General features: G+C 58.1%; 23 protein-coding genes. 15 read left to right on the plus strand and 8 right to left on the minus strand.

The genetic code is table 11. From position 1 onward, the window contains the following. Positions 1 to 74: 74 nt before the first annotated feature. From AC4ANK_RS23220 to AC4ANK_RS23255, 8 genes are all read right to left on the minus strand, one after another. A complete protein-coding gene (locus AC4ANK_RS23220) occupies positions 75 to 734 on the minus strand; it encodes a DUF799 domain-containing protein (RefSeq protein WP_002552265.1) in 660 nt (219 codons plus the stop codon). Beyond that, a complete protein-coding gene (locus tag AC4ANK_RS23225) occupies positions 731 to 1102 on the minus strand; it encodes a DUF4810 domain-containing protein (protein WP_004658309.1) in 372 nt (123 codons plus the stop codon). The genes AC4ANK_RS23220 and AC4ANK_RS23225 overlap by 4 nt, the downstream gene beginning before the upstream one ends. A 27-nt stretch (positions 1103 to 1129) precedes the next feature. Beyond that, the gene (locus AC4ANK_RS23230; protein ID WP_460384388.1) at positions 1130 to 1780 is read right to left on the minus strand and encodes a CsgG/HfaB family protein; all 651 of its coding nucleotides are present in this window, start codon (positions 1778 to 1780) and stop codon (positions 1130 to 1132) included. A gap of 259 nt (positions 1781 to 2039) precedes the next feature. Continuing rightward, on the minus strand, positions 2040 to 2486 hold the full coding sequence (gene moaE, locus AC4ANK_RS23235; protein ID WP_002552262.1) for a molybdopterin synthase catalytic subunit MoaE: 447 nt from the start codon (positions 2484 to 2486) through the stop codon (positions 2040 to 2042). 2 nt (positions 2487 to 2488) lie between these two features. Further along, entirely contained in the window at positions 2489 to 2734 is a 246-nt protein-coding gene (moaD, locus tag AC4ANK_RS23240) for a molybdopterin converting factor subunit 1 (RefSeq protein ID WP_002552261.1), read from the minus strand. After that, a complete protein-coding gene (moaC, locus tag AC4ANK_RS23245; protein ID WP_002552260.1) occupies positions 2731 to 3216 on the minus strand; it encodes a cyclic pyranopterin monophosphate synthase MoaC in 486 nt (161 codons plus the stop codon). Before moaC ends, moaD begins: the two co-directional genes overlap by 4 nt. Positions 3217 to 3571: 355 nt before the next feature. After that, a complete protein-coding gene (locus tag AC4ANK_RS23250) occupies positions 3572 to 4966 on the minus strand; it encodes a PhoH family protein (protein ID WP_002552259.1) in 1395 nt (464 codons plus the stop codon). Positions 4967 to 5260: 294 nt separating this feature from the next. Further along, positions 5261 to 6439: a polysaccharide deacetylase family protein gene (locus tag AC4ANK_RS23255; RefSeq protein ID WP_002552258.1), complete on the minus strand. Its 1179-nt coding sequence runs from the start codon at positions 6437 to 6439 to the stop codon at positions 5261 to 5263. Positions 6440 to 6642: 203 nt separating this feature from the next. Between AC4ANK_RS23255 and yaaA the strand changes: the two genes are divergently transcribed. The 15 genes from yaaA to AC4ANK_RS23330 all read left to right on the plus strand — a co-directional run bounded on the left by yaaA (position 6643) and on the right by AC4ANK_RS23330 (position 26134). Further along, positions 6643 to 7422, plus strand: coding sequence for a peroxide stress protein YaaA (gene yaaA / locus AC4ANK_RS23260; RefSeq protein ID WP_002552257.1), 780 nt, complete (start codon positions 6643 to 6645; stop codon positions 7420 to 7422). A gap of 812 nt (positions 7423 to 8234) precedes the next feature. After that, the gene (locus AC4ANK_RS23265) at positions 8235 to 9551 is read left to right on the plus strand and encodes a nucleotide sugar dehydrogenase (protein WP_002552256.1); all 1317 of its coding nucleotides are present in this window, start codon (positions 8235 to 8237) and stop codon (positions 9549 to 9551) included. Between the two features lie 121 nt (positions 9552 to 9672). Beyond that, positions 9673 to 11154 (plus strand): mannuronan synthase, encoded by a 1482-nt coding sequence (gene alg8 / locus AC4ANK_RS23270; RefSeq protein ID WP_460384384.1) that lies wholly within the window; start codon positions 9673 to 9675, stop codon positions 11152 to 11154. 40 nt (positions 11155 to 11194) lie between these two features. Continuing rightward, on the plus strand, positions 11195 to 12367 hold the full coding sequence (locus AC4ANK_RS23275; RefSeq protein WP_002552254.1) for an alginate biosynthesis protein Alg44: 1173 nt from the start codon (positions 11195 to 11197) through the stop codon (positions 12365 to 12367). A 2-nt stretch (positions 12368 to 12369) separates the two neighbouring features. Next, positions 12370 to 13782: an alginate biosynthesis TPR repeat lipoprotein AlgK gene (gene algK, locus AC4ANK_RS23280; RefSeq protein ID WP_460384382.1), complete on the plus strand. Its 1413-nt coding sequence runs from the start codon at positions 12370 to 12372 to the stop codon at positions 13780 to 13782. Next, entirely contained in the window at positions 13779 to 15260 is a 1482-nt protein-coding gene (locus tag AC4ANK_RS23285; RefSeq protein WP_002552252.1) for an alginate export family protein, read from the plus strand. Before algK ends, AC4ANK_RS23285 begins: the two co-directional genes overlap by 4 nt. Before the next feature lie 26 nt (positions 15261 to 15286). Further along, positions 15287 to 16897 carry a mannuronan 5-epimerase AlgG gene (algG, locus tag AC4ANK_RS23290; protein ID WP_031595140.1) on the plus strand — a complete coding sequence of 537 codons (1611 nt, stop codon included), beginning with the start codon at positions 15287 to 15289 and terminating at the stop codon, positions 16895 to 16897. 14 nt (positions 16898 to 16911) lie between these two features. Further along, positions 16912 to 18351: an alginate O-acetyltransferase AlgX-related protein gene (locus tag AC4ANK_RS23295; protein WP_002552251.1), complete on the plus strand. Its 1440-nt coding sequence runs from the start codon at positions 16912 to 16914 to the stop codon at positions 18349 to 18351. 8 nt (positions 18352 to 18359) lie between these two features. Continuing rightward, a complete protein-coding gene (locus AC4ANK_RS23300) occupies positions 18360 to 19496 on the plus strand; it encodes a mannuronate-specific alginate lyase (protein ID WP_002552250.1) in 1137 nt (378 codons plus the stop codon). Between the two features lie 191 nt (positions 19497 to 19687). Then, positions 19688 to 21244, plus strand: a complete 1557-nt coding sequence (locus AC4ANK_RS23305) for an MBOAT family O-acyltransferase (RefSeq protein ID WP_005732684.1) — start codon at positions 19688 to 19690, stop codon at positions 21242 to 21244. Between the two features lie 10 nt (positions 21245 to 21254). Continuing rightward, positions 21255 to 22430, plus strand: coding sequence for an alginate O-acetyltransferase (locus AC4ANK_RS23310; RefSeq protein WP_460384379.1), 1176 nt, complete (start codon positions 21255 to 21257; stop codon positions 22428 to 22430). Positions 22431 to 22442: 12 nt separating this feature from the next. Further along, entirely contained in the window at positions 22443 to 23111 is a 669-nt protein-coding gene (locus AC4ANK_RS23315) for an alginate O-acetyltransferase AlgF (protein ID WP_002552248.1), read from the plus strand. 118 nt (positions 23112 to 23229) lie between these two features. Next, on the plus strand, positions 23230 to 24681 hold the full coding sequence (locus AC4ANK_RS23320; protein WP_031595145.1) for a mannose-1-phosphate guanylyltransferase/mannose-6-phosphate isomerase: 1452 nt from the start codon (positions 23230 to 23232) through the stop codon (positions 24679 to 24681). A 152-nt stretch (positions 24682 to 24833) separates the two neighbouring features. After that, complete coding sequence (locus AC4ANK_RS23325) at positions 24834 to 25298, plus strand: hypothetical protein (protein ID WP_002552246.1); 465 nt, start codon at positions 24834 to 24836, stop codon at positions 25296 to 25298. Positions 25299 to 25315: 17 nt separating this feature from the next. Then, positions 25316 to 26134: an SDR family oxidoreductase gene (locus AC4ANK_RS23330; protein ID WP_002552245.1), complete on the plus strand. Its 819-nt coding sequence runs from the start codon at positions 25316 to 25318 to the stop codon at positions 26132 to 26134. Positions 26135 to 26190 lie beyond the last annotated feature (56 nt).

A 26190-nucleotide genomic window follows, 5' to 3' on the forward strand; every position in this document is an offset into this window, starting at 1 on the left:
GCGATCAACAAAAAAGCGCAGCCTTTACGGGGCTGCGCTTTTTTTGTGCCTGCCGGAAATCAGCAGCGTGAGGGTCAGTCAGTACCGTATTTCGGCGAACGTGGACCGTAAAGCAGGCCCGCCGGCCGACCAGCAGTGAGCAGTCGGTTGCTGGCTATCCCGGCGATGGGATGACCGGCATCGGTCGAACTGTTGATGATCTGCTTGACCGCCGCGGTAATCAGCATACCCACCAGACCGCCACCGCTGTTGTTGCCGCCCTCTTCACTGGACGCCGACGCGGTACCCGTCCACAGCGCAGTACCGGTGCGCAGATCAACCAGCTTTGCCGTGACCGTCACGACGGTCTGGCTACTGATGACCACATAACTGGTGCCGTATTGCTTGACCGTGATGTACATCGCGGCATCGGCTCCGAAGATCTCACGCAGCTTGGCGGGCGATGTCGCCTGAATATCATTGGCGTTGGTCAGGCCGTTGTTGCGAAATGTCTCGTCAACCAGCGCCACAGGCAACACGTAGTAGCCCGACTCGGCCAGCGGGTAGGTCACCTGCGAGAAGGTGCTGTACGTCGCTTTGACGTCAGGCGATTCGTTGACCGGCGGCAGTACCAGAATCGAACGCGGTTTGCTTTCCTTGAAGGCCGAGTAGTCCACCGTTGGCGGGGTAACGCAACCCGACAGCAGGGCAACGGCAAACAGGCTTACAGCAACTTTCAGATAAGAGAGGTTCATTTGACGACTCCTGCGTGGGCGTTCTTGAGCAGGAAGTCCATATAAGTGGCCGACTCGGGAAACAGTGCCTTTTCCGTGCGCAACTCCTGAACCATCTGGTCATCCTTGCCAATACTGCCGTATAGCATGCCCAACTGAGCATGGTAGCCCGGTGGCGGCGTTGCGTTGGTAGAGCGGATTTTCTGCAGGTCTTCTTCGAGCTTGGCGACCTGGGCTTCCTTGGACTCGCCTTTGAAATACTCGTACACCTCAGGCTGGTAACTGCCCCACTGGTACAAGGTTTTCGGCTGTTGGACACAGCCCGTCAGGCACGCGCCGGCGACTAAAAGCATTGCGACACCGCGCAACGAAACATTAAAACGATTCATGAACACAACAAATTCCCTTTTGAAATATCAGTTGGCAGTCGGTTTCCAGGCACCGCTGTCGAGCGCACGCACCATGTTGTTGACGGCTTCGCGCATGGCCAGGTCGAGAACCTTGCCGTTGAGTGTCGAGTCATAACTGGCGGTGCCGCCAAAGCCGACGACTTCACGGTTGGAAAGCTCGAACTCGCCTGCGCCCTGAGTCGAGTACACCACTTCCGAAGTGCTGATATTGACGATGTTCAACGCGACTTTCGCGTAGGCAATCTGGGATTTGCCGCGGCCCAGCAGGCCGAACAGTTGCTGATCGCCGACTTCCTTGCGACCGAACTCGGTCACGTCGCCGGTCACCACGTAGTCAGCACCCTTCAGACGCTGGGCGGTAGATTTAATAGCGGCTTCCTGCTTGATCTCCTCCATGTTGTCGCGATCCAGCACATTGAACCGGTTGGTTTGCTGCATGTGGGTGATCAGGATGGTCTTGGCTTGACCACCAAGACGAACGACGCCATCGGAAAAGATCCCGCGCATATAGCTGGAGCGGTTATCGAACTTGCCGACCGCAACCGGATAGCGCACACCGGCATAGGCAACTCCAGCACTTTCAACCTTTGTCACAGGCAGCGCCCGCGAGCTTTCCGTTGCACAACCAGCAACCAGCAATAAAGCCGCTGTCGTCATCCCTGAAACCAAAACCTGCTGAAGTTTCTTCACATTCTGCTCCGAGCGTTTACGAAAAACTGCCCGCAACGTGGCTCGCAAAACGCGATCACGTTCGGACAGTTATTGAATAGGATTGGGCAAAGCCAACAGGCCGCCTTTTCGCGGCTGCGCATGATAGCCCGAAGCCATCTTTCTTTACCAAGAAAGATGCAAATAGACGATATAAAAAGCGGAAGGTCAGACTTTCAGGGAAAAAGATGGGCGCAACGACCAACGACTACCAGCGCCGGGCTGCTGCCTGATCGCTATCGCGGCCTTCAACCCACTGCGGTCCCTCGGAAGTCTTTTCCTTCTTCCAGAACGGCGCGCGGGTCTTGAGGTAGTCCATGACGAAATCGCAGGCTTCGAACGCTGCCTGCCGGTGAGCGCTGGCAACGCCCACGAATACTATCGGCTCGCCGGGCTCCAGCGCTCCCACCCGATGCAGCACATCGACACGCAGCAACGGCCAGCGCTGTTCGGCCTCGGTAACGATTTTTGCCAGTGCCTTTTCGGTCATGCCCGGATAATGCTCCAGAAACATGCCTGACACCTCGCGACCCTCGTTGAAGTCCCGCACATAGCCGACAAAACTGACCACCGCGCCGATGCCGAGGTTGGCCGCATGCAACGCGTTGACTTCATTGCCGGGGTCGAACGCCGCAGCCTGAACGCGAATGGTCATGTTCAGCCTCCGGTCACGGGCGGAAAGAATGCGACTTCATCACCATCAGACAGCGGCTCGGTCGGCTTGCACAGTTCCTGGTTGCGGGCACACATCAGGTTCTGCTCGGCAAGGACCTGCCAGGCCTCGCCACGCTGCAACAGCGCTTGGCGCAGCGTGTCCAGCGTGGCGAACTCGCCTTCGACAGACTCGCTGTCCAAGCCCAGGACTTCACGGTAGCGGGCAAAATACTGAACCTGGATCTTCATGGTGATACCTGTGTCTGATCGGCAATGAAGTGACCGCTCTTGCCGCCGAGCTTTTCCAGCAGCCGAACCGACTCGATGACCATGCCGCGATCGACCGCCTTGCACATATCGTAAATTGTCAGCGCCGCAATGCTGGCAGCGGTCAGGGCTTCCATTTCCACACCGGTCTGCCCGGCCAGCTTGCAGCTCGCGGTAATACGCACCGCATCATCGCCGTCAGCGGCGAGGTGAACCTTGATGCTGGTGAGCATCAATGGATGGCAGAGCGGGATAAGATCACTGGTTTTCTTTGCCGCCTGAATGCCGGCAATGCGTGCGACAGCAAATACATCCCCTTTGGGATGACCGCCGCTGACAATCATTTGCAGCGTGGTGGGCAGCATACGCACCACTGCTTCGGCCACCGCCTCACGGGACGTCACGGCTTTATCCGTAACGTCGACCATATTGGCGCGCCCTTGGGAATCGAGATGAGTGAGCACAACGTTACTCCTTGGCAGAAGCAAGAAGTGTGGCAGCTGCAAGCTGCAAGCTACAAGCTGAAAGTGCCCGGCGTTATACACAGGTTTTAAAGCGTACGAAAATCCTGGCTTCTGCCCGGAGGGCGTAGGAGCGAACAAGTTCGCGAAGAGGGCTGTACATGCACAAATGATTTATCGCCCACAATATAGCTTTCGCGAACAAGTTCGCTCCTACGCCTTTCGGCCAGAAGCGAACTTGTGTGTGACGATAAGCTTGGCGCATGGGCGCGATAATCAAAAGCTGCAAGTGAGGGCTCTCGTACACCGAAGTCCCCCACTTGAAGCTAATAGCTTGAAGCTTACAGCTGCTTTTCAGCTAAAGATGACTCTCCGCGTATTCGGCCAGTATCGAGCGTGGCACGCCTTGCAAGGTGATATGCACGCCGTTAGGGAAGTCCTTGAAGCGCTCCGTCAGGTAGGTCAGCCCGGAACTGGTGGCTGACAGGTAAGGGGTGTCGATCTGCGCCAGGTTGCCCAGGCAGACCACTTTGGAACCGGCGCCGGCACGGGTGATGATGGTTTTCATCTGGTGCGGGGTCAGGTTCTGGCATTCATCGATCAGAATCAGGCTTTGCTGGAAGCTGCGACCTCGAATGTAGTTGAGGGATTTGAACTGCAACGGCACCTTGCTGAGGATGTAGTCGACACTGCCATGAGTGTTTTCATCATCCATGTGCAGGGCTTCAAGGTTGTCGGTGATCGCGCCAAGCCAAGGCTCCATCTTTTCCGCCTCGGTGCCGGGCAGGAAGCCAATCTCCTGATCCAGGCCCTGAACGCTACGGGTAGCGATGATGCGCCGATAACGCTTGGTGACCATGGTCTGCTCGATGGCAGCCGCCAACGCCAGAATGGTTTTACCCGAACCAGCGGCACCGGACAGGTTGACCAGATGAATATCCGGGTCGAGCAGTGCGAACAACGCCAGCCCCTGATAGATATCACGCGGTTTCAGGCCCCAGGCCTCCTGATGCAGCAGTGGCTCCTGATGCATATCCAGAATCAGCAGTTCGTCGTTCTTGACGCCCTTGATCCAGCCTACGAAGCCCTGTTCATCGACAATAAACTCGTTGATATGAACCGCAGGCAGCATTTCATTGAGCTGCACGCGGTGCCAGGTACGGCCACGCTCCTGACGGGTGTCGACCTTGTTGACGCGGTCCCAGAACGAACCGGTCATGTCGTGGTAGCCACGCGACAACAGCGAAACGTCGTCGACCAGCTGGTCGGTGCTGTAATCTTCGGCCGCAATGCCGCAGGCGCGCGCCTTGAGGCGCATGTTAATGTCTTTGGTCACCAGCACCACGCTCAAGTCCTTGTTGCGCGCATGCAGGTCGATCAATTGGTTGATGATGATGTTGTCGTTGAGGTGCTCGGGCAGCAGGCTGTTGGGTTCCTCGCGCTTGCTCATCAAAATCGACAGAAAACCTTTGAAAACACCGGTCCCGCGGTCAATCGGCACGCCCTTTTCAACTTCTTCAGGGTTAGCCTCGCCGAGGGTCTTGTCGATCAGGCGGATGGCCTGGCGACACTCGGCAGCAACCGAATGTTTACCGGCCTTGAGTTTGTCCAGTTCCTCCAGAACCGTCATGGGGATGGCGACGTGGTGTTCTTCGAAATTCAGCAGTGCGTTTGGATCATGGATCAATACGTTGGTATCGAGCACGTAAAGGATTGGCTGGTTAGTGGAAGGGGTGCGTCCGTGGTCATCCATACTCGCTCACCTTTGTAGAAGCCGGGCGACGCAGAACCACGACAGTACTGCGCCACGAAAAGGCCGCCGGATTCTTCCCTTCAGGCAGGGGAGAAATGTCGCTCAAGGTGGGTCTTGGAAGACGCCACCTGTGTTGCAGGTTTCGGCGGTCTGTATTCGTAATACAGCAAAAGGGATGACAGAAAAAAGCTCTTTGACAGTTTTTTGAAGTTTATTTCACAGCCTGACGAATAGAGCTTGGCGGACGTACACAGCACGTTTAAAGTCGGAAGTCCGCCCACGCCGAATCTGCCTTCATTCCCCCTCGGGCGCAGCCTCTTCACTGCTCTGCGGCCCTTGTTCTACGGGGCTTTCAGAGATATTCCGGCAATCGTCCCAGATCAACTCGCTTTGCGCGGTATTGGCCAGCAGCAATGGCAGTGCAGACTGCGCCTTGTTGGCCACGTCGTGGAAGACCACCGTGCCCTTGCGCCAGAGCAGCATGAGGGTTAGTACGCGGTCGCCAACCTGCTCTGCCGAAAGCCGCCCGGTATTGTCCTCGGCATCGATGTTCCACAATGACACGCGTAAATGCTCGGCGCGGAAGAAGTCGCCGCTGTCGGCCCGCCGATGGCCGTAAGGCGGGCGAAACAGCGGCACGAAATTATCCGGCAGCACACGCTGAACCAGTGCCGCACTGCGTTGCACTGAACCCTGCCAGTCCAGCCACTGGCTATGCGAACGATACTCCCACCCTTGAATGCCCACGCACTGCTGGCGATACAGCGCCTGCAAGCTTGTGGTCGATGTGCTGTCGAGGCGTTCCTGAAGGCTTTTGCCCAGCACAAAGAAGGTGGCGGTCATCTTCTGCTGACGCATGAAGTCGACCAACCAGTCGGTTCCGCCATCGACCGGGCTCGGGCCGCTTTCGAAATTGAGCATGAAGGTGCGGTCCGGCATCTCGTCGCCACTCATCTCATCAGAGTTGTAGCGCTCGATCTCGCTGCTGGTCTGCGGGAACAAGGCAGCCATGAATAGCAGCTCGTTCAAATAACGCTGATGGAACACGGCGCCGGGTCTGGCCCAGTTGGCGTAGAACGAGTCGTTCGACACCTGAAACTCTTCAGCACGCTGACGTAACTGGTCCATGTCCTCGACCAGCACGCAGAAGTTGGCATCCTGCTCGCAGCTCTTTTGAGCATTCTGATAGTTTTCCAGCAAGCGCAGCCACAGACGATGGCGGACCACGTTCAACGAAGGCACGTTGACGAAGCGCAGGCCGAGGCGCTGCTTGAGCCCTTCCTCGTCCAGCTTCTCGCTGAGGTACAGTTCGTGGGCAAAGGCGAGGATTTCCGCGCGCGACGCGACGTCGAACAACCCCGGCGTTTCAAGGCGCTCGGGCCACACACTGCGGTCTATGGTGGCAGTGACCGGCACTGCCGCCTGCGCCTGGAGCCAGAACAGACCTGCACACACTGCTAAAACAATACGCAAACCCGATGCCCTCTCGATCAACCATTAACATCATGACCAGCGCGCCACTATAGCTGATATGAGCCTGGCTTCTTATGTCGGAGCGCATACAAAGCCGCATGGCATGCTGACGTGGCACACACGGCCTGACTCTATCGCCACCATAGCTGGAGTCGTGGGCCATCAGCCCCTAGAATCCCCGGACGATCAAAGGAGACGACTTCATGCTGATGGTGATTTCCCCGGCAAAAACCCTCGATTTCGAGACCCCGCCCACTACCGGACGCTTCACTCAGCCGCAGTATCTGGATCACTCTCAGGAGTTGATCACCCAACTGCGTGAACTGACGCCAGCGCAGATCAGCGAACTGATGCACCTGTCCGACAAGCTTGCCGGGCTGAACGCGGCACGCTTCGGAAGCTGGAACCCGGCCTTCACGCTCGACAATGCCAAGCAGGCGCTGCTGGCCTTCAAGGGCGATGTGTATACCGGCCTGCAAGCCGAAACACTAAGCGACGCGCAGCTCGACTATGCACAGGATCACCTGCGCATGCTGTCCGGCCTTTATGGGCTGCTGCGCCCGCTGGACCTGATGCAGCCCTATCGCCTGGAAATGGGGACGCGACTGGCAAACGCTCGCGGCAAGGATCTCTACGCGTTCTGGGGCACGCAGATCAGCGAATGGTTGAATGAAGCGCTGGCAGCCCAGGGCGACGACCTGCTGCTCAATCTTGCGTCTACCGAGTACTTTTCTGCGGTCAAACGTTCAGCGCTCAAAGCCCGGATCATTGACACCGAGTTCAAGGACTTCAAGAACGGTCAGTACAAGATCATCAGCTTCTATGCCAAGAAAGCGCGCGGCATGATGAGCCGTTTCGTCATTGAGGAACGTATCAACAGCCCCGAAGCGTTACAGGCGTTCGATGTTCAGGGCTATCGTTATAACCGTGAGCAATCGACGCGCGACAAGTTGGTGTTTTTGCGCAACGTCGTAGAAGACTAGACACTGTAACCGTCGTGTAACGCATCGCTGTTACACGACCTGTCCTACGATCCAACAGCAAATGCCAACATCGTGACGCCAGATAAACGTCAACTTTTCGACGACGCAATCTCGCCTGATTTTTTCATCAAAAAAAATCCACTTTTTTACGTAGTGGCTTTTTGGCTTTTTGCAGTAGTAGCACTTTCATATCTACCCCGCTGAAATCCCCGCGCAATAAGGCTTTTAAGAAAAACGCCATCACCGCGATACTGCCCCTGTCACAAACTGGATACAGCAAAATCCGCAAATCAGGACGAGTGGCCCGGAACTAAATGCGAATTCCTACGCTCCTACATCCCGTAACAATTCTGGGCTGACGTGTAAGAGATCACTTACAGGTCGACTGGAAAAATGGGAAGTTACCGACAGGGAAGCCAGGTTCATGTAACGCTGGCGTCAGGTACCAGAACTAAACTCACATCACTAGTTGATGTTGTAGACAGGCGAAGCGCCCAACAGGTGTGATGCGCAGGATTCGACAAGGTCAGCCAAGGCTCTAGTCAGAGGCTTTCCGAACGAGGTCCGCCGTCAATCGTCAAACAGGAGTGGTTTACTGCATCCAAGGAGAGCAGGGCCCTGCCCACCGGACAGGTCACTTGCCGCTTGTACTTAGTGTCATTTGAGTTCGCCTCACCTATTTGGGCACTCACTCATTAAATATGCCTGCGTTAGTTCCACGGCGTTGTTAGCCGTAAAGGATGGCGCGTGACATCTGCTGGCCAAAATTAATATCCAGCCAATTTATGGCGTGAAAAATCGAGGAGAATACGATGCGTATCAGCATATTTGGTTTGGGTTATGTCGGTGCAGTCTGTGCCGGTTGCCTGTCTGCCCGCGGTCACGATGTAGTTGGTGTGGATATTTCCAGCACCAAGATCGATCTGATCAACAACGGCAAATCACCTATCGTTGAACCAGGTCTGGAAGAGCTGCTGCAGAAAGGTATCAGTACCGGAAAACTGCGCGGCACTACCGACTTCGCCGAAGCCATTCGCGCCACTGACCTGTCGATGATCTGTGTCGGTACGCCGAGCAAGAAGAACGGCGATCTGGAACTCGATTACATCGAGTCGGTATGCCGCGAAATCGGCTATGTCCTGCGTGACAAAGCCACCCGCCACACGATCGTTGTTCGCAGTACTGTGTTGCCAGGCACGGTTGCCAACGTGGTCATCCCGATTCTGGAAGACTGCTCCGGCAAAAAAGCCGGTGTTGATTTCGGTGTCGCCGTAAACCCTGAGTTCCTGCGTGAAAGTACCGCAATCAAGGACTACGATCTGCCGCCAATGACCGTGATCGGCGAGTTCGATAAAGCCTCGGGCGACGTACTGCAATCGCTGTACGAAGAACTCGACGCACCGATCATCCGTAAGGACATCGCCGTTGCCGAAATGATCAAGTACACCTGCAACGTGTGGCACGCCACCAAGGTTACTTTCGCCAACGAAATCGGCAACATTGCCAAGGCCGTCGGCGTCGATGGTCGTGAAGTGATGGACGTGGTCTGCCAGGACAAGGCGCTGAACCTGTCCCAGTACTACATGCGCCCAGGCTTCGCATTCGGCGGCTCCTGCCTGCCAAAAGACGTTCGCGCCCTGACCTACCGCGCCAGCAGCCTGGATGTCGAAGCGCCGTTGCTCAACTCGCTGATGCGCAGCAACACCTCGCAAGTGCAGAACGCTTTCGACATGGTTGCCAGCTACGACACCCGCAAGGTTGCACTGTTGGGCCTGAGCTTCAAGGCAGGTACTGACGACCTGCGCGAAAGCCCGCTGGTAGAACTGGCCGAAATGCTGATCGGTAAGGGCTTCGACCTGAGCATCTTCGACAGCAACGTCGAATATGCACGCGTTCACGGTGCCAACAAGGACTACATCGAATCCAAGATTCCGCACGTATCGTCGCTGCTGAATTCGGACTTCGATCAGGTCATCAACGACTCTGACGTGATCATCCTTGGCAACCGCGATGAGCGTTTCCGCGCCCTCGCCAACAAGACTCCCGAAGGCAAGCGCGTCATCGATCTGGTGGGTTTCATGACCAACGCCACCAGCGAAGACGGTCGCGCCGAAGGTATCTGCTGGTAAATCAGCCGCAAGCCACAAGCGCCAGGCTCCAGGCTCCAGGCCACAGGCCACAGGCCACAGGCTCAAGCAATGTGCTTGCAGCCTGGGGCTTGAGGCTCGCAACTGACTTAGGGATACGATTATGCAGAGGCTCAAGCACGGCCTGTTACAGGCCGCAGGTTGGCTGTTCTATTTAAGTTTACTCATGGGCCTTGCCGCGGCATTGCCTACCAGTATCTTCGACTCACAGTCGAAGAACTTTATATTCCTGATTGGTGCCGTTGGTATCTGGCGCTACTCGATGGGGATCACGCACTTCGTGCGCGGGATGATTTTCCTGTACATCGTCTACCCGCACTTGCGCCGCAAGGTTCGCAAGCTGTGCAGTGCAGCAGACCCGTCCCATGTGTTTCTGATGGTCACCAGCTTCCGCATCGACGCGCTGACCACCGCACAGGTCTACAACTCGGTCATCCGCGAAGCCATCGACTGTGGCCTGCCGACGACTATCGTCTGCTCGCTGGTGGAAATGTCCGATGAGCTGCTGGTCAAGAGCATGTGGGCGAAGTTCAACCCGCCGGAGCGCGTCAAGCTGGACTTCGTACGCATTCCGGGCACCGGCAAGCGCGATGGTCTGGCCTATGGCTTCCGCGCCATCTCGCGTCACTTGCCTGACAGCCGTGCCGTGGTTGCAGTGATCGACGGCGACACCGTGCTCAACGAAGGTGTGGTCGCCAAGACCGTGCCGTGGTTCCAGCTGTTCGACAATGTCGGCGGCCTGACCACCAACGAGTTCTGTGAAGTACGTGGCGGCTACATCATGAGCGAGTGGCACAAGCTGCGTTTCGCTCAGCGTCACATCAACATGTGCTCGATGGCCCTGTCCAAACGCGTATTGACCATGACCGGTCGCATGTCAGTGTTCCGCGCAACCGTGGTAACCGACCCCGAGTTCATTGCCGACGTGGAAAGCGACTCGCTCAATCACTGGCGTCTGGGCACCTTCCGCTTCCTGACCGGCGACGACAAGTCCAGCTGGTTCAGCCTGATGCGCCTGGGGTACGACACGTTCTACGTGCCGGACGCAGCGATCAACACCGTGGAACACCCGCCCGAGAAGAGCTTCCTGAAGGCCAGCCGCAAGCTGATGTATCGCTGGTACGGCAATAACCTGCGTCAGAACTCGCGTGCATTGGGTCTGGGCGTACGTCGCCTGGGGATTTTCACCAGCATTGTGCTGTTCGACCAGCGTGTGTCGATGTGGACCTCCATCCTCGGTCTGACCGTCGCCCTGATCGCCAGCTTCAAGTATGGCGGCGCGTTCCTGTTGATGTATCTGCTGTGGATCGGCATGACCCGTCTGATCCTCACCCTGCTGCTGTCCCTCTCGGGACACAGAATCGGGCCTGCCTACCCGATCATTCTCTATTACAACCAGATCGTCGGCGCGCTGATGAAGATCTATGTCTTCTTCCGCCTGGACCGCCAGTCCTGGACACGCCAGGACACCAAACTAAGCCGCGACATGGCCAGCTTTCAGGGCTGGTTCAACACGTGGTCGTCCCGAACCATGACTTTCTCGGCTGGCACCATCTTCGTCGCTGTGCTGTTGACGATGGTTTGACCGGGCCAACGGATTAATCGCTTAAGTAGGAAAATTAGCCATGAATACAGCCGTGAATGCGAACGTCGTACATGAATCCGAAGCCCAGCGCCAACACGCGCGGATCAAGATCCCTGCCAAGCTGCGCCTGCTGAATGATCAGCCCAACGCGCCACTGGTACGTATCGAAGACCTGTCGGCCGGTGGCCTGAGCTTCGTTGCTCCGTCCGGGCAGAAATTCAGCGAAGGGCAGATCGTCAAGGGACGCCTGCAATTCATCATCGACAACCTTGGCCTGGCCATGGACGTCGATCTGCAGGTGCGCTCGATCGACAACGCCAGCAACCGCATCGGTTGCCAGTTCCAGAATCTGGAACCTCAGGACATCGCTACCCTGCGCCACCTGATCACCTCGCACCTGTCCGGCGAAGTCGTCACCCTGGGCGAAGTGCTGGCCACCCTGCAGCGCGACAACTTCACCAAGGCACGCAAGGTCAAGGGTAAGGACAGCGGCATGAGCGCCATGGGTCGCCTGCGCGCCGTGACCTTCAGCCTGGGCGTGTTCATTGTCGGTCTGGCCGCTTTCGGCTTCATCTTCAAGACAATCTACGGCCTGTACTTCGTCAGCCATGCATCGGCCGGTCTGGTCACCATTCCAAGCATGGACGTGACCATGCCGCGTGAAGGTACCGTACAAAGCCTGGTCGCTCAGAATGGCGAAGCCGCCAAAGGCGCGCCACTGGCAACCTTCAACACCAGCATGCTGGAAATGCTCAAAGGCAGCCTGACCGGTGAAGACCTGCAGCCCGCCAAGATCGAAGAGCTGTATGGCAAGCAGATGAGCGGCACAATGACCAGCCCGTGCGATTGCGTCGTAGCTCGCCAACTGGTTGCCGACGGTCAGTTCGCGTCCAAGGGTCAGGTGATCTTCCAACTGGTGCCACGCAACGCGCCGGCCACTGTTGAAGCTCGCTTCACCTATCGCCAGTTCAACGACGTCAAGCCAGGCACACGTGTCAGCTTCCAGATCGCTGGCGAAGACAAGCTGCGCACCGGTCAGATCGTCAGCAGCACCAACCTCAGCGACGCCGACCTGTCCACTGACATCCGCGTGCAGATCAAGCCTGACGAAAGCCTGAGCAGCTCGCTTGCCGGTCGCCCTGTCGAAGTGGTCAGCGATCGCGGCCCGTCCGTGAACTGGCTGATCGATAAAGCAATGGCTGCGGGTCTGTAACCATGAACAGCCCACTACGACGCCTGTCTACCCCCACGCTACTGAGCCTCGCCGTCGCGCTCGGCCTGAGCGGCTGTGCCGGCCTGCCTGATCAACGCCTTGCCAATGAAGCCCTGAAAAACGGCGACACTGCATTGGCGGAGCAGAACTATCGGCAGCTGGCGGACCTGGGCTACAGCGACGCGCAAGTCGGCCTTGCTGATATTCAGGTCGCGACTCGCGACCCGGCTCAGCTCAAGCAGGCCGAGGCTACCTACCGCGCTGCCGCGCAGATCTCCCCTCGGGCGCAGTCGCGCCTGGGCCGTCTGCTGGCGGCCAAGCCCGACGCTACCGAAGCCGAACATCGCGAAGCCGAAGGCCTGCTGAAAAAGGCGTTCGCCAATGGCGAATCCGGCACCCTGATCCCGCTGGCGATGCTGTATCTGCAATACCCGCACACCTTCCCTGAAGTGAATGCGCAACAGAAGATCAGTGAGTGGCGCGCTGCCGGTTATCCGGAGGCAGGTCTGGCTCAGGTGCTGCTGTATCGCACGCAAGGCACTTATGCTCAACACCTCGATAAGGTCGAGAGCATCTGCAAACAGGCACTGTCAGCCACGGATATCTGCTACGTCGAGCTGGCTACTGTCTACCAGACACGCGGCCAGGCCGAGCAGCGCACGGCCTTGATCGAAAAGCTCAAGAGCGACTACGCCGCTGGCCGCGTCAATGCCCAACGAGTGGACAGCGTCGCGCGTGTACTGGGTGACTCCACCATCGGTACGCCAGACGAAAAGACCGCTCAGCAATTGCTGGAAAGCGTTGCGCCTGGCTACCCGGTCTCGTGGGTAACGCTGGCCAAACTGCTTTACGACTTCCCCGAACTGGGCGACGTCAACAAGATGATGGAATACCTGAACAACGGCCGCGCGGCCGATCAGCCTCGCGCCGAGCTGCTGCTTGGACGCCTGTACTACGAAGGCAAATGGGTCACGCCCGATGCCTTCAAGGCCGAGGAGCACCTGAAGAAAGCCACAGCAACAGAGATTTCCGCCCATTACTACCTGGGTCAGATCTACCGCCGTGGCTACCTCGGTCAGGTGTACTCGCAAAAAGCCGTGGACGAGTTGCTGACCGCAGCCCGTGGTGGCCAGAACAGCGCAGATTTCGCCCTCGCGCAACTGTTCTCGCAGGGCAAGGGCACGATGCCCGACCCGGTCAACGCCTGGGTGTTCGCGCAACTGGCGCTGGCCAGTCAGACCCCGCAAGCGACCGAGCTTGCCGAGGCCCTCAATACACAACTGCCGCCTGAAAAGCTCGCCACCGCCAAAGACCTGTTGGCACGCGAGCAAAAAGTCCGGGGCGCTACCGCTACTCAGAACGCGATGGCGATGCAGGCCCTGCAAGAAGAAAAAGACGGTGAGGAAGCATTATGAAGTTGAATCCCCTGATGGCTGCTGGCATGGGCCTTGGCTTCACCCTGTTGTGGGCCTGCCCGACGCTGGCAGCGCTGACCGAAGAACAGAATTTCGGTATCGAAGTGAAAGCCACGGCACAGGCCGAGGATGATCGCGATCTGGGCACCCGTTCGGGCGGCGACGTCAACGGTGTGGGCCTGGACCTGCGCCCTTGGGTCTATGGTGAGCGCGGCAACTGGAGCGGTTATGCCATGGGCCAGGTGGTCACCGCCACCGACACCATTCAGACCGACCCGCTGGAGCAGAGCAACAGCGACGGCAGCGGAACGCAAACCTCCCGTGGCACTGCCAGCGAACGCGAAGTCGACAAGTCCTATGCTGCGCTGCGTGAATTCTGGATCGGCTACAGTGGCTTCACGCCCTACCCCGGCGAAATACTCAAAGTGGGTCGTCAGCGTCTGCGCAACGACGATGGTCAGTGGCATGACACCAATATCGAGGCCATCAACTGGAACTTCGATACCACCTTGCTGCGTGCCGAATTGGGTGCCGCCCAGCGCTTCAGCGAATACCGCACCGACCTGACCGAACTGGCACCCGACGACGAAGACCGCAAGCACCTGTTCGGTTCCGCCAGCTACCAGTGGACCCCCGGCCATTGGGCAGGCGTGCGCGCTCATTACAGTCATGACGACGGCAAGCTCAAGTCTCAGGGCGAGCAACTGGATGATCTGGACAAGACGTCCAACGGCAACCTGACCTGGCTGGGTCTGCAGGCCGACAGCGATGCCTACAACTATCGCAACACCAACCCGCTCAATTACTGGGGCAGCCTGACCTGGCTGAACGGTACACGCGACGAAATCGGCGTGACTTCCGCAGGCAACGACCAGTTCATCGCCGGCGAGAAAAACGACCGCGACATGAATGGCTGGGCCACTGACCTGGGTCTGCGTCTGCGTCTTGACCCGCAATGGCAAGTCGGTGCGGCTTACTCGCGCGCCAGCAAGGATTACGTCCAGAACGGTCTGGAGAGCAACCGCTCGAACTGGACCGGCACGCGTTCGCGCATCCATCGTTTCGGCGAAGCGTTCCAGGGCGAAATGGCCAACGTGGAAAGCGGCTCGCTGTTCGCCTCCTGGCAGATGAACGAGGAATACGATGCGTCGCTGATCTACCACAAGTTCCGTCGAGTGGACGGCAACACCGGTATTGGCGGCTCGGGTATCAATGCAGTGCGTGAAAACGGCAACAGCAACACGTTCAGTTCGCTGCCGCTGGAAGACGGGCGCAAGGACCTGGGTCAGGAAATGGACCTGGTCGTGACCAAGTACTTCAAACAAGGCCTGCTGCCCGCCTCGCTCAGCCAGTCGTTCGACGAACCTTCGGCACTGGTGCGCTTGCGCGCAGGTGTCTTCAAGCCCGGCGATGCGTATCACAACGGCGTGGATGAATACATGCACCGCGCTGTTGTCGACGTCATCTGGCGCTTTTGATGCGAACCGCCAAAGGAGTGCCAGAGATGAACAGTCATACAAGCAATGGGCGTAGCCGAAGCTGGCCGCATGCCCTGCTCGAAAGCGCACTGCTGACCAGCGCTCTGCTGATGGCCAGCGGTGTGGCGCTGGCTAACGCCCCTGTCGTAACCGATGCACAGAAGGCGGTGGTCAAGGAGTTGCACCAGGCCAAGACCTACACCATCACCAGCCCGCCGACCGAGCCCTTGGAAATGTCCAAGCCGGTGTTGCCAGACCTCAAGGGCTATACCGCAGAAGCCGCCTTGAAAAAGATCGTGCGCAACAAGCCGGGTAAGGTGACTGTATCGCGGATGATGGAAGAAACCGGCCTGAAGGAATTCATCGGCGGCGATAACAAGATGGCCGAATGGGTCAACCGTCAGCGCGGCATCCCGCAGGCCATCATGATTTCCGACGGCTACGTGAGCCTGCAGGACCTGGCCAAAAAGGTCCCCAAGCAGTTTCTCAATGAAGTGTCGCCGGGTGTCTATGTGGCGCGCCTGCCGATTCTGATCAAGGAGACCGGGATCTTCGAGATCGACAGCAAGACCAAGGAATTGCGTCTGTCTCAGGAAAAAGGTTCGTTCATCGTCAGCGAAGGCAAGATGCTGATCACCCACACTCAGGTCAACGCCTGGAGTGAAACCCGCAACAGCCTGGCGACCTATCGCAAGCCTGACGAGTTTCGTCCGTTTCTGTTGACCTGGGGTGGCTCGGAAACCTGGATCGCCAATACCAAAATGGCGAGCATGGGCTACGACCAGAGCAAGTCCTATGGCATCAGTATTTCCCAGTACACACCCAACACCGCGAAGATTCTCAAGCGTGCCGAACCGACAGGCTGGATCATCGATTCAGAGTTCTCGGACATGTGGTACGGCTTCTACTGCTATGAAACCCGCGATTTCGTGGTCAAAGGCAACACCTACCGCGACAACATCATTTACGGCATTGACCCGCACGACCGTTCGCACGGTCTGATCATCGCCGAAAACGACGTTTACGGGACCAAGAAGAAGCACGGGATCATCATTTCCCGGGAAGTCGACAACAGCTTCATCTTCCGCAACAAGAGCCACAACAACAAATTGTCCGGCGTGGTTCTGGACCGTAACAGCGTCGGCAACATCGTCGCCTACAACGAGATTTACCAGAACCACACTGACGGCATCACCCTGTACGAAAGCGGCAACAACCTGCTGTGGGGCAATCGCGTGATCGCCAACCGCCGCCACGGTATCCGCGTGCGTAACAGCGTGAATATCAAGCTGTACGAGAACGTCGCCATGGGCAACGGCCTGATGGGCGTTTACGGCCACATCAAGGACTTGAGCGACACCGACCGCGACATTGAGCTCGATCCGTTCGACGCTCAGGTCTCGCTGATCATGGTTGGCGGCGAACTGTCCAGCAATGGTTCCGGCCCGCTGTCCATTGACTCGCCACTGAGTGTCGAGCTGTATCGCGTCTCGATGCTGATGCCTACCAAAGAAGTCGGTATCAGCCTCAACGGCGTGCTCGGTGAGCGCCAGGACGAAATCCTCGACCTGCTGGTACGCCAGAAGAAAGCCGTATTGATCGACCCCGTCGAAAGCCAGACCGAGCTGCGGGAATGAGGAAGGGTATTGTTATGCACGCACATCTGATCAAGCTGTTGAGCCTGTCCAGCCTCACCGCCGCCTTGATGGCCGCCGCTGGTGTCGCTCGGGCAGACGACTCGCAAGCGCCGACGTTCAAGGCCGAGCCTTGCTGCTCTCTGTGCCCGGCCGCGCATGACGCGAAAAACTACACCACGCGTTATCAGCAGAACTTCACCACACTGGTCCAGGCTCAGGGCGACTGGCTGTTCCGGACTCAGGAAGACCTGCGCACCGAATTCGACACCACGCCTGCCGGCTACCGCCGCATGAAAGAACTGCACGATGCGTTCAAAAGCAAAGGCGTCGAACTGGTCGTGGTGTATCAGCCGACCCGTGGTCTGGTAGATCGCAACAAGCTGTTTCCAGCTGAGCGCGACAAGTTCGACTACGACAAGGCGCTGAAAAACTATCAGGCCATGCTCGGCCGCTTCAGCAAGATGGGTTACTGGGTCCCGGACCTGTCGCCGTTGACCAACGAGCAGCAGGCGCATGACTTCTACTTCCGCGGTGACCAGCACTGGACGCCTTACGGCGCACAACGCACGGCGAAAATCGTCGCTGAAACCGTGAAGAAGGTTCCGGGTTACAGCGACATCCCCAAGCGTGAGTTCGAAAGCCATATTTCCGGACGCATGGGCAAAACGGGCACTTTGCACAATATGGCGGGTCAATTGTGCGGCACCAGCTATGCGATCCAGTACATGGATCAGTTCACCACCGAACCCAAGGGTGAGGCGGGCGACGGTGACCTGTTCGGCGATTCCGGCAATCCGGAGATCACGCTGGTCGGCACCAGTCACAGCGGCAAGAACTACAACTTCGCTGGCTTCCTGCAGGAATACATGGGTGCCGACGTGTTGAACGTAGCGTTCCCTGGTGGTGGTCTGGAAGGTTCGATGCTGCAGTACCTGGGCAGTGAAGACTTCCAGAAGCGTCCGCCGAAGATTCTCATCTGGGAATTCTCGCCGCTGTATCGCCTGGATCAGGAGACCATCTATCGCCAGATGATGTCGCTGCTGGACAACGGCTGTGAAGGCAAGCCTGCCGTCATGAGCGCCAGCACCACGCTTAAGCCGGGTACCAACGAATTGCTGGTCAATGGCAAGAATGGCATCAAGGATATCCGCAACGGCAGCAATCAGATCGATATCAAGTTTGACGATACTTCGGTGAAAGTCCTTCAAGCCAGGCTCTGGTACATGAACGGGCGTCACGAAGATCTGAAAATCGAAAAACCGGAAACGTCCGATACTGACGGACGCTTCGCGTTCGAACTGCGCGAAGACGAGGACTGGGCTAACCAGCAATTGCTGGCGCTGGAGATCCAGGGACCGGAAGCAGGCACGGCACCACAGAAAGTCGAAGCCAAAGTATGCAAACGCAACGTGTTCCCGAGCGCTGCGACACACACCGCTCAAGCCGGACTATGAGGTGACTTATGCAGACTCCTAAACTGATACGCCCTACCCTGCTGTCGATGGCAATTCTGTCATCGATGGCCTGGGCTACGGGTGCGTCCGCCGCACTGGTTCCACCCAAGGGCTATGACGCCCCGATCGAAAAAATGAAGACGGGCGATCACAATTTCAGCTGTGAAGCCATTCCAAAGCCGTACACCGACAAGCTGGTTTTCCGCAGCAAGTACGAAGGTTCGGACAAGGCACGTGCGACCCTCAACGCCGTGTCGGAAGAAGCCTTTCGCGATGCGACCAAGGACATCACCGACCTTGAGCGCGGCGTCAGCAAAGTCGTGATGCAGTACATGCGCGACGGTCGTCCGGAACAGCTCGATTGCGCGCTGAACATTATGACTACCTGGGCCAAGGCCGATGCGCTGGAATCTCGCGAGTTCAACCACACCGGCAAGTCAATGCGCAAATGGGCACTGGGCAGCATGTCCTCCGCCTACCTGCGTCTGAAGTTCTCAGAGTCGCATCCGCTGGCCAATCGTCAGCAGGACGCGAAGATCATCGAAGCATGGTTCAGCAAGCTGGCCGACCAGGTGGTCAGCGACTGGAGCAACCTGCCGCTGGAAAAAATCAACAACCACTCGTACTGGGCCGCCTGGTCAGTGATGGCAACCGCCGTAGCCACCAATCGACAGGACCTCTTCGACTGGGCTGTGAAGGAATACAAGGTCGCCGCCAATCAGGTGGACAAGGACGGTTTCCTGCCTAACGAGATGAAGCGTCGTCAACGCGCGCTGTCGTATCACAACTACGCACTGCCGCCGCTCGCGATGATCGCCAGTTTCGCCCAGGCCAACGGTGTCGATCTGCGTCCGGAAAACAATGGTGCCTTGAAGCGCCTGGGTGACCGTGTGCTGGCCGGCGTCAAGGATCCTTCGATTTTCGCTGAACACAACGGCGAGAAACAGGACATGACGGACCTGAAGAAAGATCCGAAATTCGCCTGGCTCGAACCGTACTGCTCGCTCTACGCCTGCAGCCCGGATGTGCTGGAAGAGAAACACGAAAAGCAGCCGTTCAAGACTTTCCGCCTGGGCGGTGACCTGACCAAGGTTTACGACCCAACGCACGAGAAAGGCGACAAGGGCGATAACGACGGCTCCTGATTCACTGTTGTTATTTGTAGGAGCGGACTTGTCCGCGAAGCCCCACGCCCAAGCGATGCATCCATGAGACCGGACCTCGCCTGAGCTGCTTCACCGACAAGCCGTAACGCGACGTGTTTTACCCCCCAATTTCAACGGGGGGTTTGGGGGGGCTTTGAGCCCTTGAATGTTGGACAAACGGAGAGATAAGGATGGTTTTCTCATCCAACGTGTTCCTGTTCCTGTTCATGCCGATCTTCCTCGGCTTGTACTACCTGAGCGGGCAACGCTATCGCAATCTGCTGTTGCTGATTGCCAGCTATATCTTCTACGCCTGGTGGCGTGTGGACTTTCTGGCGTTGTTCGTCGGCGTGACCGTCTGGAACTACTGGATCGGTCTAAAGGTAGGCGCAGCAGGTGTGCGGACCAAACCGGCACAGCGCTGGCTGCTGCTCGGCGTAATCGTGGACCTGTGTATTCTGGGCTACTTCAAATACGCCAACTTCGGTGTGGACAGCATCAACGCAGCCATGACCTCGATGGGTCTTGAACCGTTCATCCTGACCCACGTGCTGTTGCCGATCGGTATCTCGTTCTATGTCTTCGAGTCCATCAGCTACATCATCGACGTTTACCGCGGCGACACCCCGGCCACGCGCAACCTGATCGACTTCGCTGCATTCGTCGCGATCTTCCCGCACTTGATCGCCGGCCCCGTGCTGCGTTTCCGCGACCTGGCCGACCAGTTCAACAACCGCACTCACACGCTGGACAAGTTCTCTGAAGGTGCCACGCGCTTCATGCAGGGCTTCATCAAGAAAGTGTTCATCGCCGACACCCTGGCCGTGGTCGCCGACCACTGCTTCGCTCTGCAGAACCCGACCACCGGCGATGCCTGGCTGGGCGCACTGGCCTACACCGCGCAGTTGTACTTCGACTTCTCCGGTTACAGCGACATGGCCATTGGTCTGGGTCTGATGATGGGTTTCCGCTTCATGGAAAACTTCAAGCAGCCCTACATCAGCCAGTCGATCACCGAGTTCTGGCGTCGCTGGCACATCAGCCTGTCCACCTGGCTGCGTGACTACCTGTACATCACCCTGGGCGGCAACCGTGGCGGCAAGTTCGCGACTTATCGCAACCTGTTCCTGACCATGCTGCTGGGCGGTTTGTGGCACGGTGCCAACGTCACCTACATCATCTGGGGTGCCTGGCACGGCATGTGGCTGGCCATCGAGAAAGCGGTCGGCATCAACACCAAGCCTTACAGCTTCAACCCGATTCGCTGGGCACTGACCTTCTTGCTGGTGGTCATAGGCTGGGTCATCTTCCGCGCCGAAAACCTGCATGTCGCCGGTCGTATGTACAGCGCCATGTTCAGCTTCGGCGAGTGGCAGCTTTCGGAACTCAACCGCGCCAGCCTGACCGGTCTGCAAGTTGCGACACTGGTGGTGGCTTATCTGACGCTGGCGTTCTTCGGTCTGCGCGACTTCTACCAGAACCGCGAAAAAGACACCGGCAAGAGCGCCAAGGCTGACGGTCCTGCGACCGCACAACCGGGCACCATCAAGGCCGTTCCCGGCGATGCTCCCGGCAGTCTGCACCTGCCAGGCTACACCGTGGGCAGCGAAGCCCAGGTGCAGCCCGCGTACTGGGTTGCCGACTGGCCACGTTACGCCATGCGTGCACTGATCCTGCTGCTGTTCGTGGCCTCGATTCTCAAACTCTCGGCGCAAAGCTTCTCGCCGTTCCTTTACTTCCAGTTCTGAGGAGCCTGACATGACCCGTTCATTACGAATCCTCTATATCGCCATCTTCCTGGCCATTCTGCTGGTCCTGGGCGTCTGGTCGCTGCGCAGTTTCAGCACGTTCTCGACCTCGGCCGAGACCACCGTGCTCAACGGCAAGTGGACCAAGGCGGCGGAAACTCATTACGACGATGAGTTCCCGATCAAGCGTCTGGGCACCAACCTGTGGGCAGCGCTGGACTTCAAACTGTTCAACGAAGGTCGTCCGGGTGTTGTGCTTGGCAAGGACCAGTGGTTGTACACCGACGAAGAGTTCGACGCGGTTGCCAACGGCGAGCAGAACGAAGCCGACAACCTGGCGATCATTCAGGGTGTGCGTGACGCGCTGGAAAAACAGGGCACCAAACTGGTCCTGGCGATTGTTCCGGCAAAAACCCGTCTGTACCCGGAGCACATCGGTGACAGCAAGCCTGCCAGCCTGCACACCGACCTGTATCAGCAGTTCCACACTCAGGTCGCCAAGGCCGGGATCTTTGCCCCGGACCTGCTGGCACCGCTGCAAGCTGCCAAGCAACAGGGCCAGGTTTTCCTGCGCACCGACACCCACTGGACGCCAATGGGTGCCGAAGTCGCCGCGCAGCAACTGAGCGCCGCGATTGCCCAGAAAACACCACTGGAAGGCGAACCTGAGCAGTTCGTCACACAAGCCAAGGGAACCGAAGCCTACAAAGGTGACCTGACTACATTCCTGCCGCTCGATCCGCTGTTCAGCAACATGCTGCCCAAGCCGGACGAGTTGCAGAAACGCAGTACCGATCCGGTAGCAGGCGAAGCGGCAGGCGGTGACGCACTGTTCGCAGACAGCGACATCCCGGTGGGTCTGGTGGGTACCAGCTACAGCGCCAACCCTAACTGGAACTTCGTCGGGGCCTTGAAAGAAGCGCTGCGCAGCGATGTCGTCAACTACGCCGAAGACGGCCATGGCCCGATTCTGCCGATGCTCAAGTACCTGCAGACCGATGCTTTCAAGAACACCCCGCCGCAAGTGGTGATCTGGGAATTCCCGGAGCGCTACCTGCCGGCACACAACGATCTTGGCGAGTTCGATCCGAAGTGGATCGCCGAGCTGAAGAAATCGCGTGACACCCAAGAAAACGTGGCGCTCAACGCCAAACAATCCGAGTCGCCCAACCGGGCGCAAAACTGAGAGGACTGACTCATGACTTTTAACACTACTGCCAACCGTTCGGCCGCAAAACGCATTTTCAAAACCTGCGCAATGGCCGCAGGTCTGGGCCTGATGTCCCTGCAAGCTTTCGCCGGTGACTCCGCCCTGTACGGCCCGACCGCACCAAAAGGCTCGACCTTCGTGCGTGTCTACAACGCCAGCAACGCCGAAATCAGCGCCACCGTTGGCAACACCAACCTCAACGAAGTCGCGCCACTGGGCAGCACTGCGTTCAGCTTCATGCCACAGGGCGACTACACCGCCAAGCTGGGCAGCCAGAGCCTGCCGGTGAAACTGGCGGGTGATCACTACTACACCATCGTCAACAACGCCAGCGGCAAACCGCAGCTGGTTGAAGAGCCGCCGTTCAAGAACAAGCAGAAATCCCTGGTTCGCGTTCAGAACCTCAGCGACAAGTCCCTGACTCTGAAAACCGCCGACGGCAAGACCGAAGTGGTCAACGCTGTAGCGGCCAAAGGCACCGGCGAGCGTGAGATAAACCCGGTCAAAGTCAGCCTGGCGCTGTACGACGGCGACAAGAAAGTCACCGATGTGAAACCAGTGGCACTAGAGCGTGGCGAAGCCGCTGTGCTCTACATCACCGGCAGTGGCAGCAGCCTCTCGCCAGTGTGGGTCAAGCCACCGGTCGCAACCCGCTAAACGGATTATGCAGGTCGGTTCAGGGCATCAGCGCTGAACCGACCCGCGCGGAACAAGAACAAGACAGAAACGACAGACACCTCGTACGGCCCTAATTGAATGCTTTTGGAGAAACAAAATGATTCCAGTTATCTTGTCAGGCGGTAGTGGTTCACGACTCTGGCCGCTTTCGCGTAAACAATTCCCTAAACAGTTCCTGGCACTGACCGGCGAGCACACCCTGTTCCAGCAAACCCTGGAGCGTCTGGTGTTCGAAGGCATGCAGGAGCCTATCGTGGTCTGCAACAAGGACCACCGTTTCATCGTCAACGAGCAACTCGCTGCGCTGAACCTGGAAACCCAGGCGATCCTCATGGAACCGTTCGGCCGCAACACGGCACCAGCCGTTGCCCTGACCGCCATGAAGCTGGTCAACGAAGGCAACGACGGCCTGATGCTGGTGCTGCCAGCCGACCACGTCATCGAAGACCAGAAAGCCCTGCAACGCGCACTGGCACTGGCAACCGTAGCCGCAGAACGCGGCGAAATGGTGCTGTTCGGCGTACCGGCCAACAAGCCTGAAACCGGCTATGGCTACATCAAGTCCACCGCCGATGCCCTGCTGCCCGAAGGCGTCAGCCGCGTGTCGCAGTTCGTCGAAAAGCCTGACGAAAAACGCGCCAGGGAATTCGTCGAAGCCGGTGGTTACTACTGGAACAGCGGCATGTTCCTGTTCCGCGCCAGCCGCTTCCTGGAAGAGCTGAAAAAGCACGATCCGGACATCTACGACACCTGCCTGCTGACCCTTGAGCGCAGTGTGCAGGACGGCGATGCGCTGGAAATCGATTCATCCACGTTTGCTTGCTGCCCGGACAACTCCATCGACTACGCGGTCATGGAAAAAACCCAGCGCGCCTGTGTTGTGCCGCTGTCGGCTGGCTGGAGCGATGTCGGCTGCTGGTCGTCGCTGTGGGAAGTCAACGCCAAGGACGCCAATGGCAACGTCACCAAGGGCGACGTGGTTATTCAGGACAGCCGCAACTGCATGATCCACGGCAACGGCAAACTGGTATCCGTGATCGGTCTGGACAACATCGTGGTCGTCGAAACCAAGGACGCGATGATGATTGCCCACAAGGACAAGGTCCAGGGCGTCAAGCAGATGGTCGCCACCCTCAACGAACAGGGCCGCACCGAGACCCAGAACCACCTCGAAGTGTACCGTCCGTGGGGCTCCTACGATTCGGTAGACATGGGCGGTCGCTTCCAGGTCAAGCGCATCTCCGTCAAGCCAGGCGCTTGCCTGTCACTGCAGATGCACCACCACCGCGCCGAACACTGGATCGTGGTATCCGGTACTGCGCAGGTCACCTGTGACGAAAACGTGTTCCTGCTCACCGAAAACCAGTCCACCTACATCCCGATCGCCTCGGTCCACCGCCTGCGCAACCCAGGCAAGATCCCGTTGGAAATCATCGAAGTGCAATCGGGCAGCTACCTGGGCGAAGACGATATCGAGCGTTTCGAAGATATCTATGGTCGTTCGAACGCGCTGGAAGCGGGTGTGAAGACGCAAACTATCGCTCGTTGATAGGGTTTTAGCTGCACGCTACAGGTAACACAGCCCTCGACAACTCTTTGCGCAGATTTATACGCAGAGAGTTGTCGGGGGCTTTTCATTTGCGCGACGTCCCCCTCCCAGGTTCTGTAGGATGTCCAGCATTACCTTTGCTGGAGACCTGCATGTTTATCGGCATCCTGTTGATCCTGACCTGGCTCATCCTTCTGCTCAGCTACCCGGCGAAGGCCTTGCCCGTCTCGCTGGCTGCGGCGGTCGGGCTTGGGGCGGTGGCGGCCATCGTCATCTGGCAGGACAGCCGGGAAACACGCCAGCTTGAGCGTCTGGATATGCGCCTGAGTTACGATCCGCAAAACTGCCCGGCAGATCGTCCGTTGCAGGTCAGCATCACCAATACCAACCAGGTTGCATTGCAGGAGCTGCGCTGGCGGATCGCGGCCTATGCGCCCGGCGACTCGGTGAATCTGGCGGACAACACCTACACCTCTGCACGCTACCGCGGCCCCGGCGAACTTCAGGCCAAAGGTACGTGGCAGGATTGCGTGCCGCTGCCTGCACTGCGCAATGGCTATCGCCCGCAAACCCTGGAATTTCGCGCAGAACATCTGCAAGGCAGCTTCTCGGACTGATCACAAGGATCTCCCTCATGCCCATCGCTTTGATTACAGGCTGTTCCAGCGGAATCGGTCGTGCACTGGCCGATGCGTTCAAAGCTACTGGCTATGAAGTCTGGGCCACTGCACGCAAGGCCGAGGATGTCGCTGCACTCAGTGCCGCGGGCTTCATTGCCGTGCAGCTGGATGTCAACGACGGACTGGCGCTGGAGCAACTGGCCGCCGGGCTGGAGCACAGCGGTCTGGATGTGTTGATCAATAACGCTGGCTATGGCGCGATGGGGCCGCTGCTCGACGGCGGCGTGGAGGCCTTGCAGCGGCAGTTTGAAACCAATGTGTTTTCCGTCATCGGCGTTACCCGCGCGCTGTTTGCGGCGCTGCGTCGCAACAAAGGCCTGGTAGTCAATATCGGTAGCGTTTCAGGTGTATTGGTCACCCCGTTTGCAGGTGCTTACTGTGCTTCCAAGGCCGCGGTACATGCCCTCAGCGATGCGCTACGTCTGGAGTTGGCACCATTTGGCGTACAGGTGATGGAGGTCCAGCCCGGCGCCATTGCGTCAAGCTTCGCAAAAAATGCCAGTCATGAAGCCGAACAGTTGATCAGTGAACAATCACCCTGGTGGCCTATCCGCGAAGGCATTCGCGCACGTGCAAAGGCTTCACTGGACAACCCTACTCCTGCTACAGAATTTGCCCGCGACCTGCTCAAAGCCGTGCAACAAACCCATCCGCCACGCCTGCTGCGCCTGGGCAACGGCTCACGCCTGCTGCCGCTGATGGCGTGGTTGCTGCCCAAAGGGCTACTGGATATGGGCCTGAGAAAACGCTTTGGATTGAACACCGACTTGTGACGCAGAGCGTCACGAACTGCATTCCCACGCTGGAGCGTGCGGAACGACCACCTGCC

It is taken from the genome of Pseudomonas sp. Pmew2 (assembly GCF_058129885.1).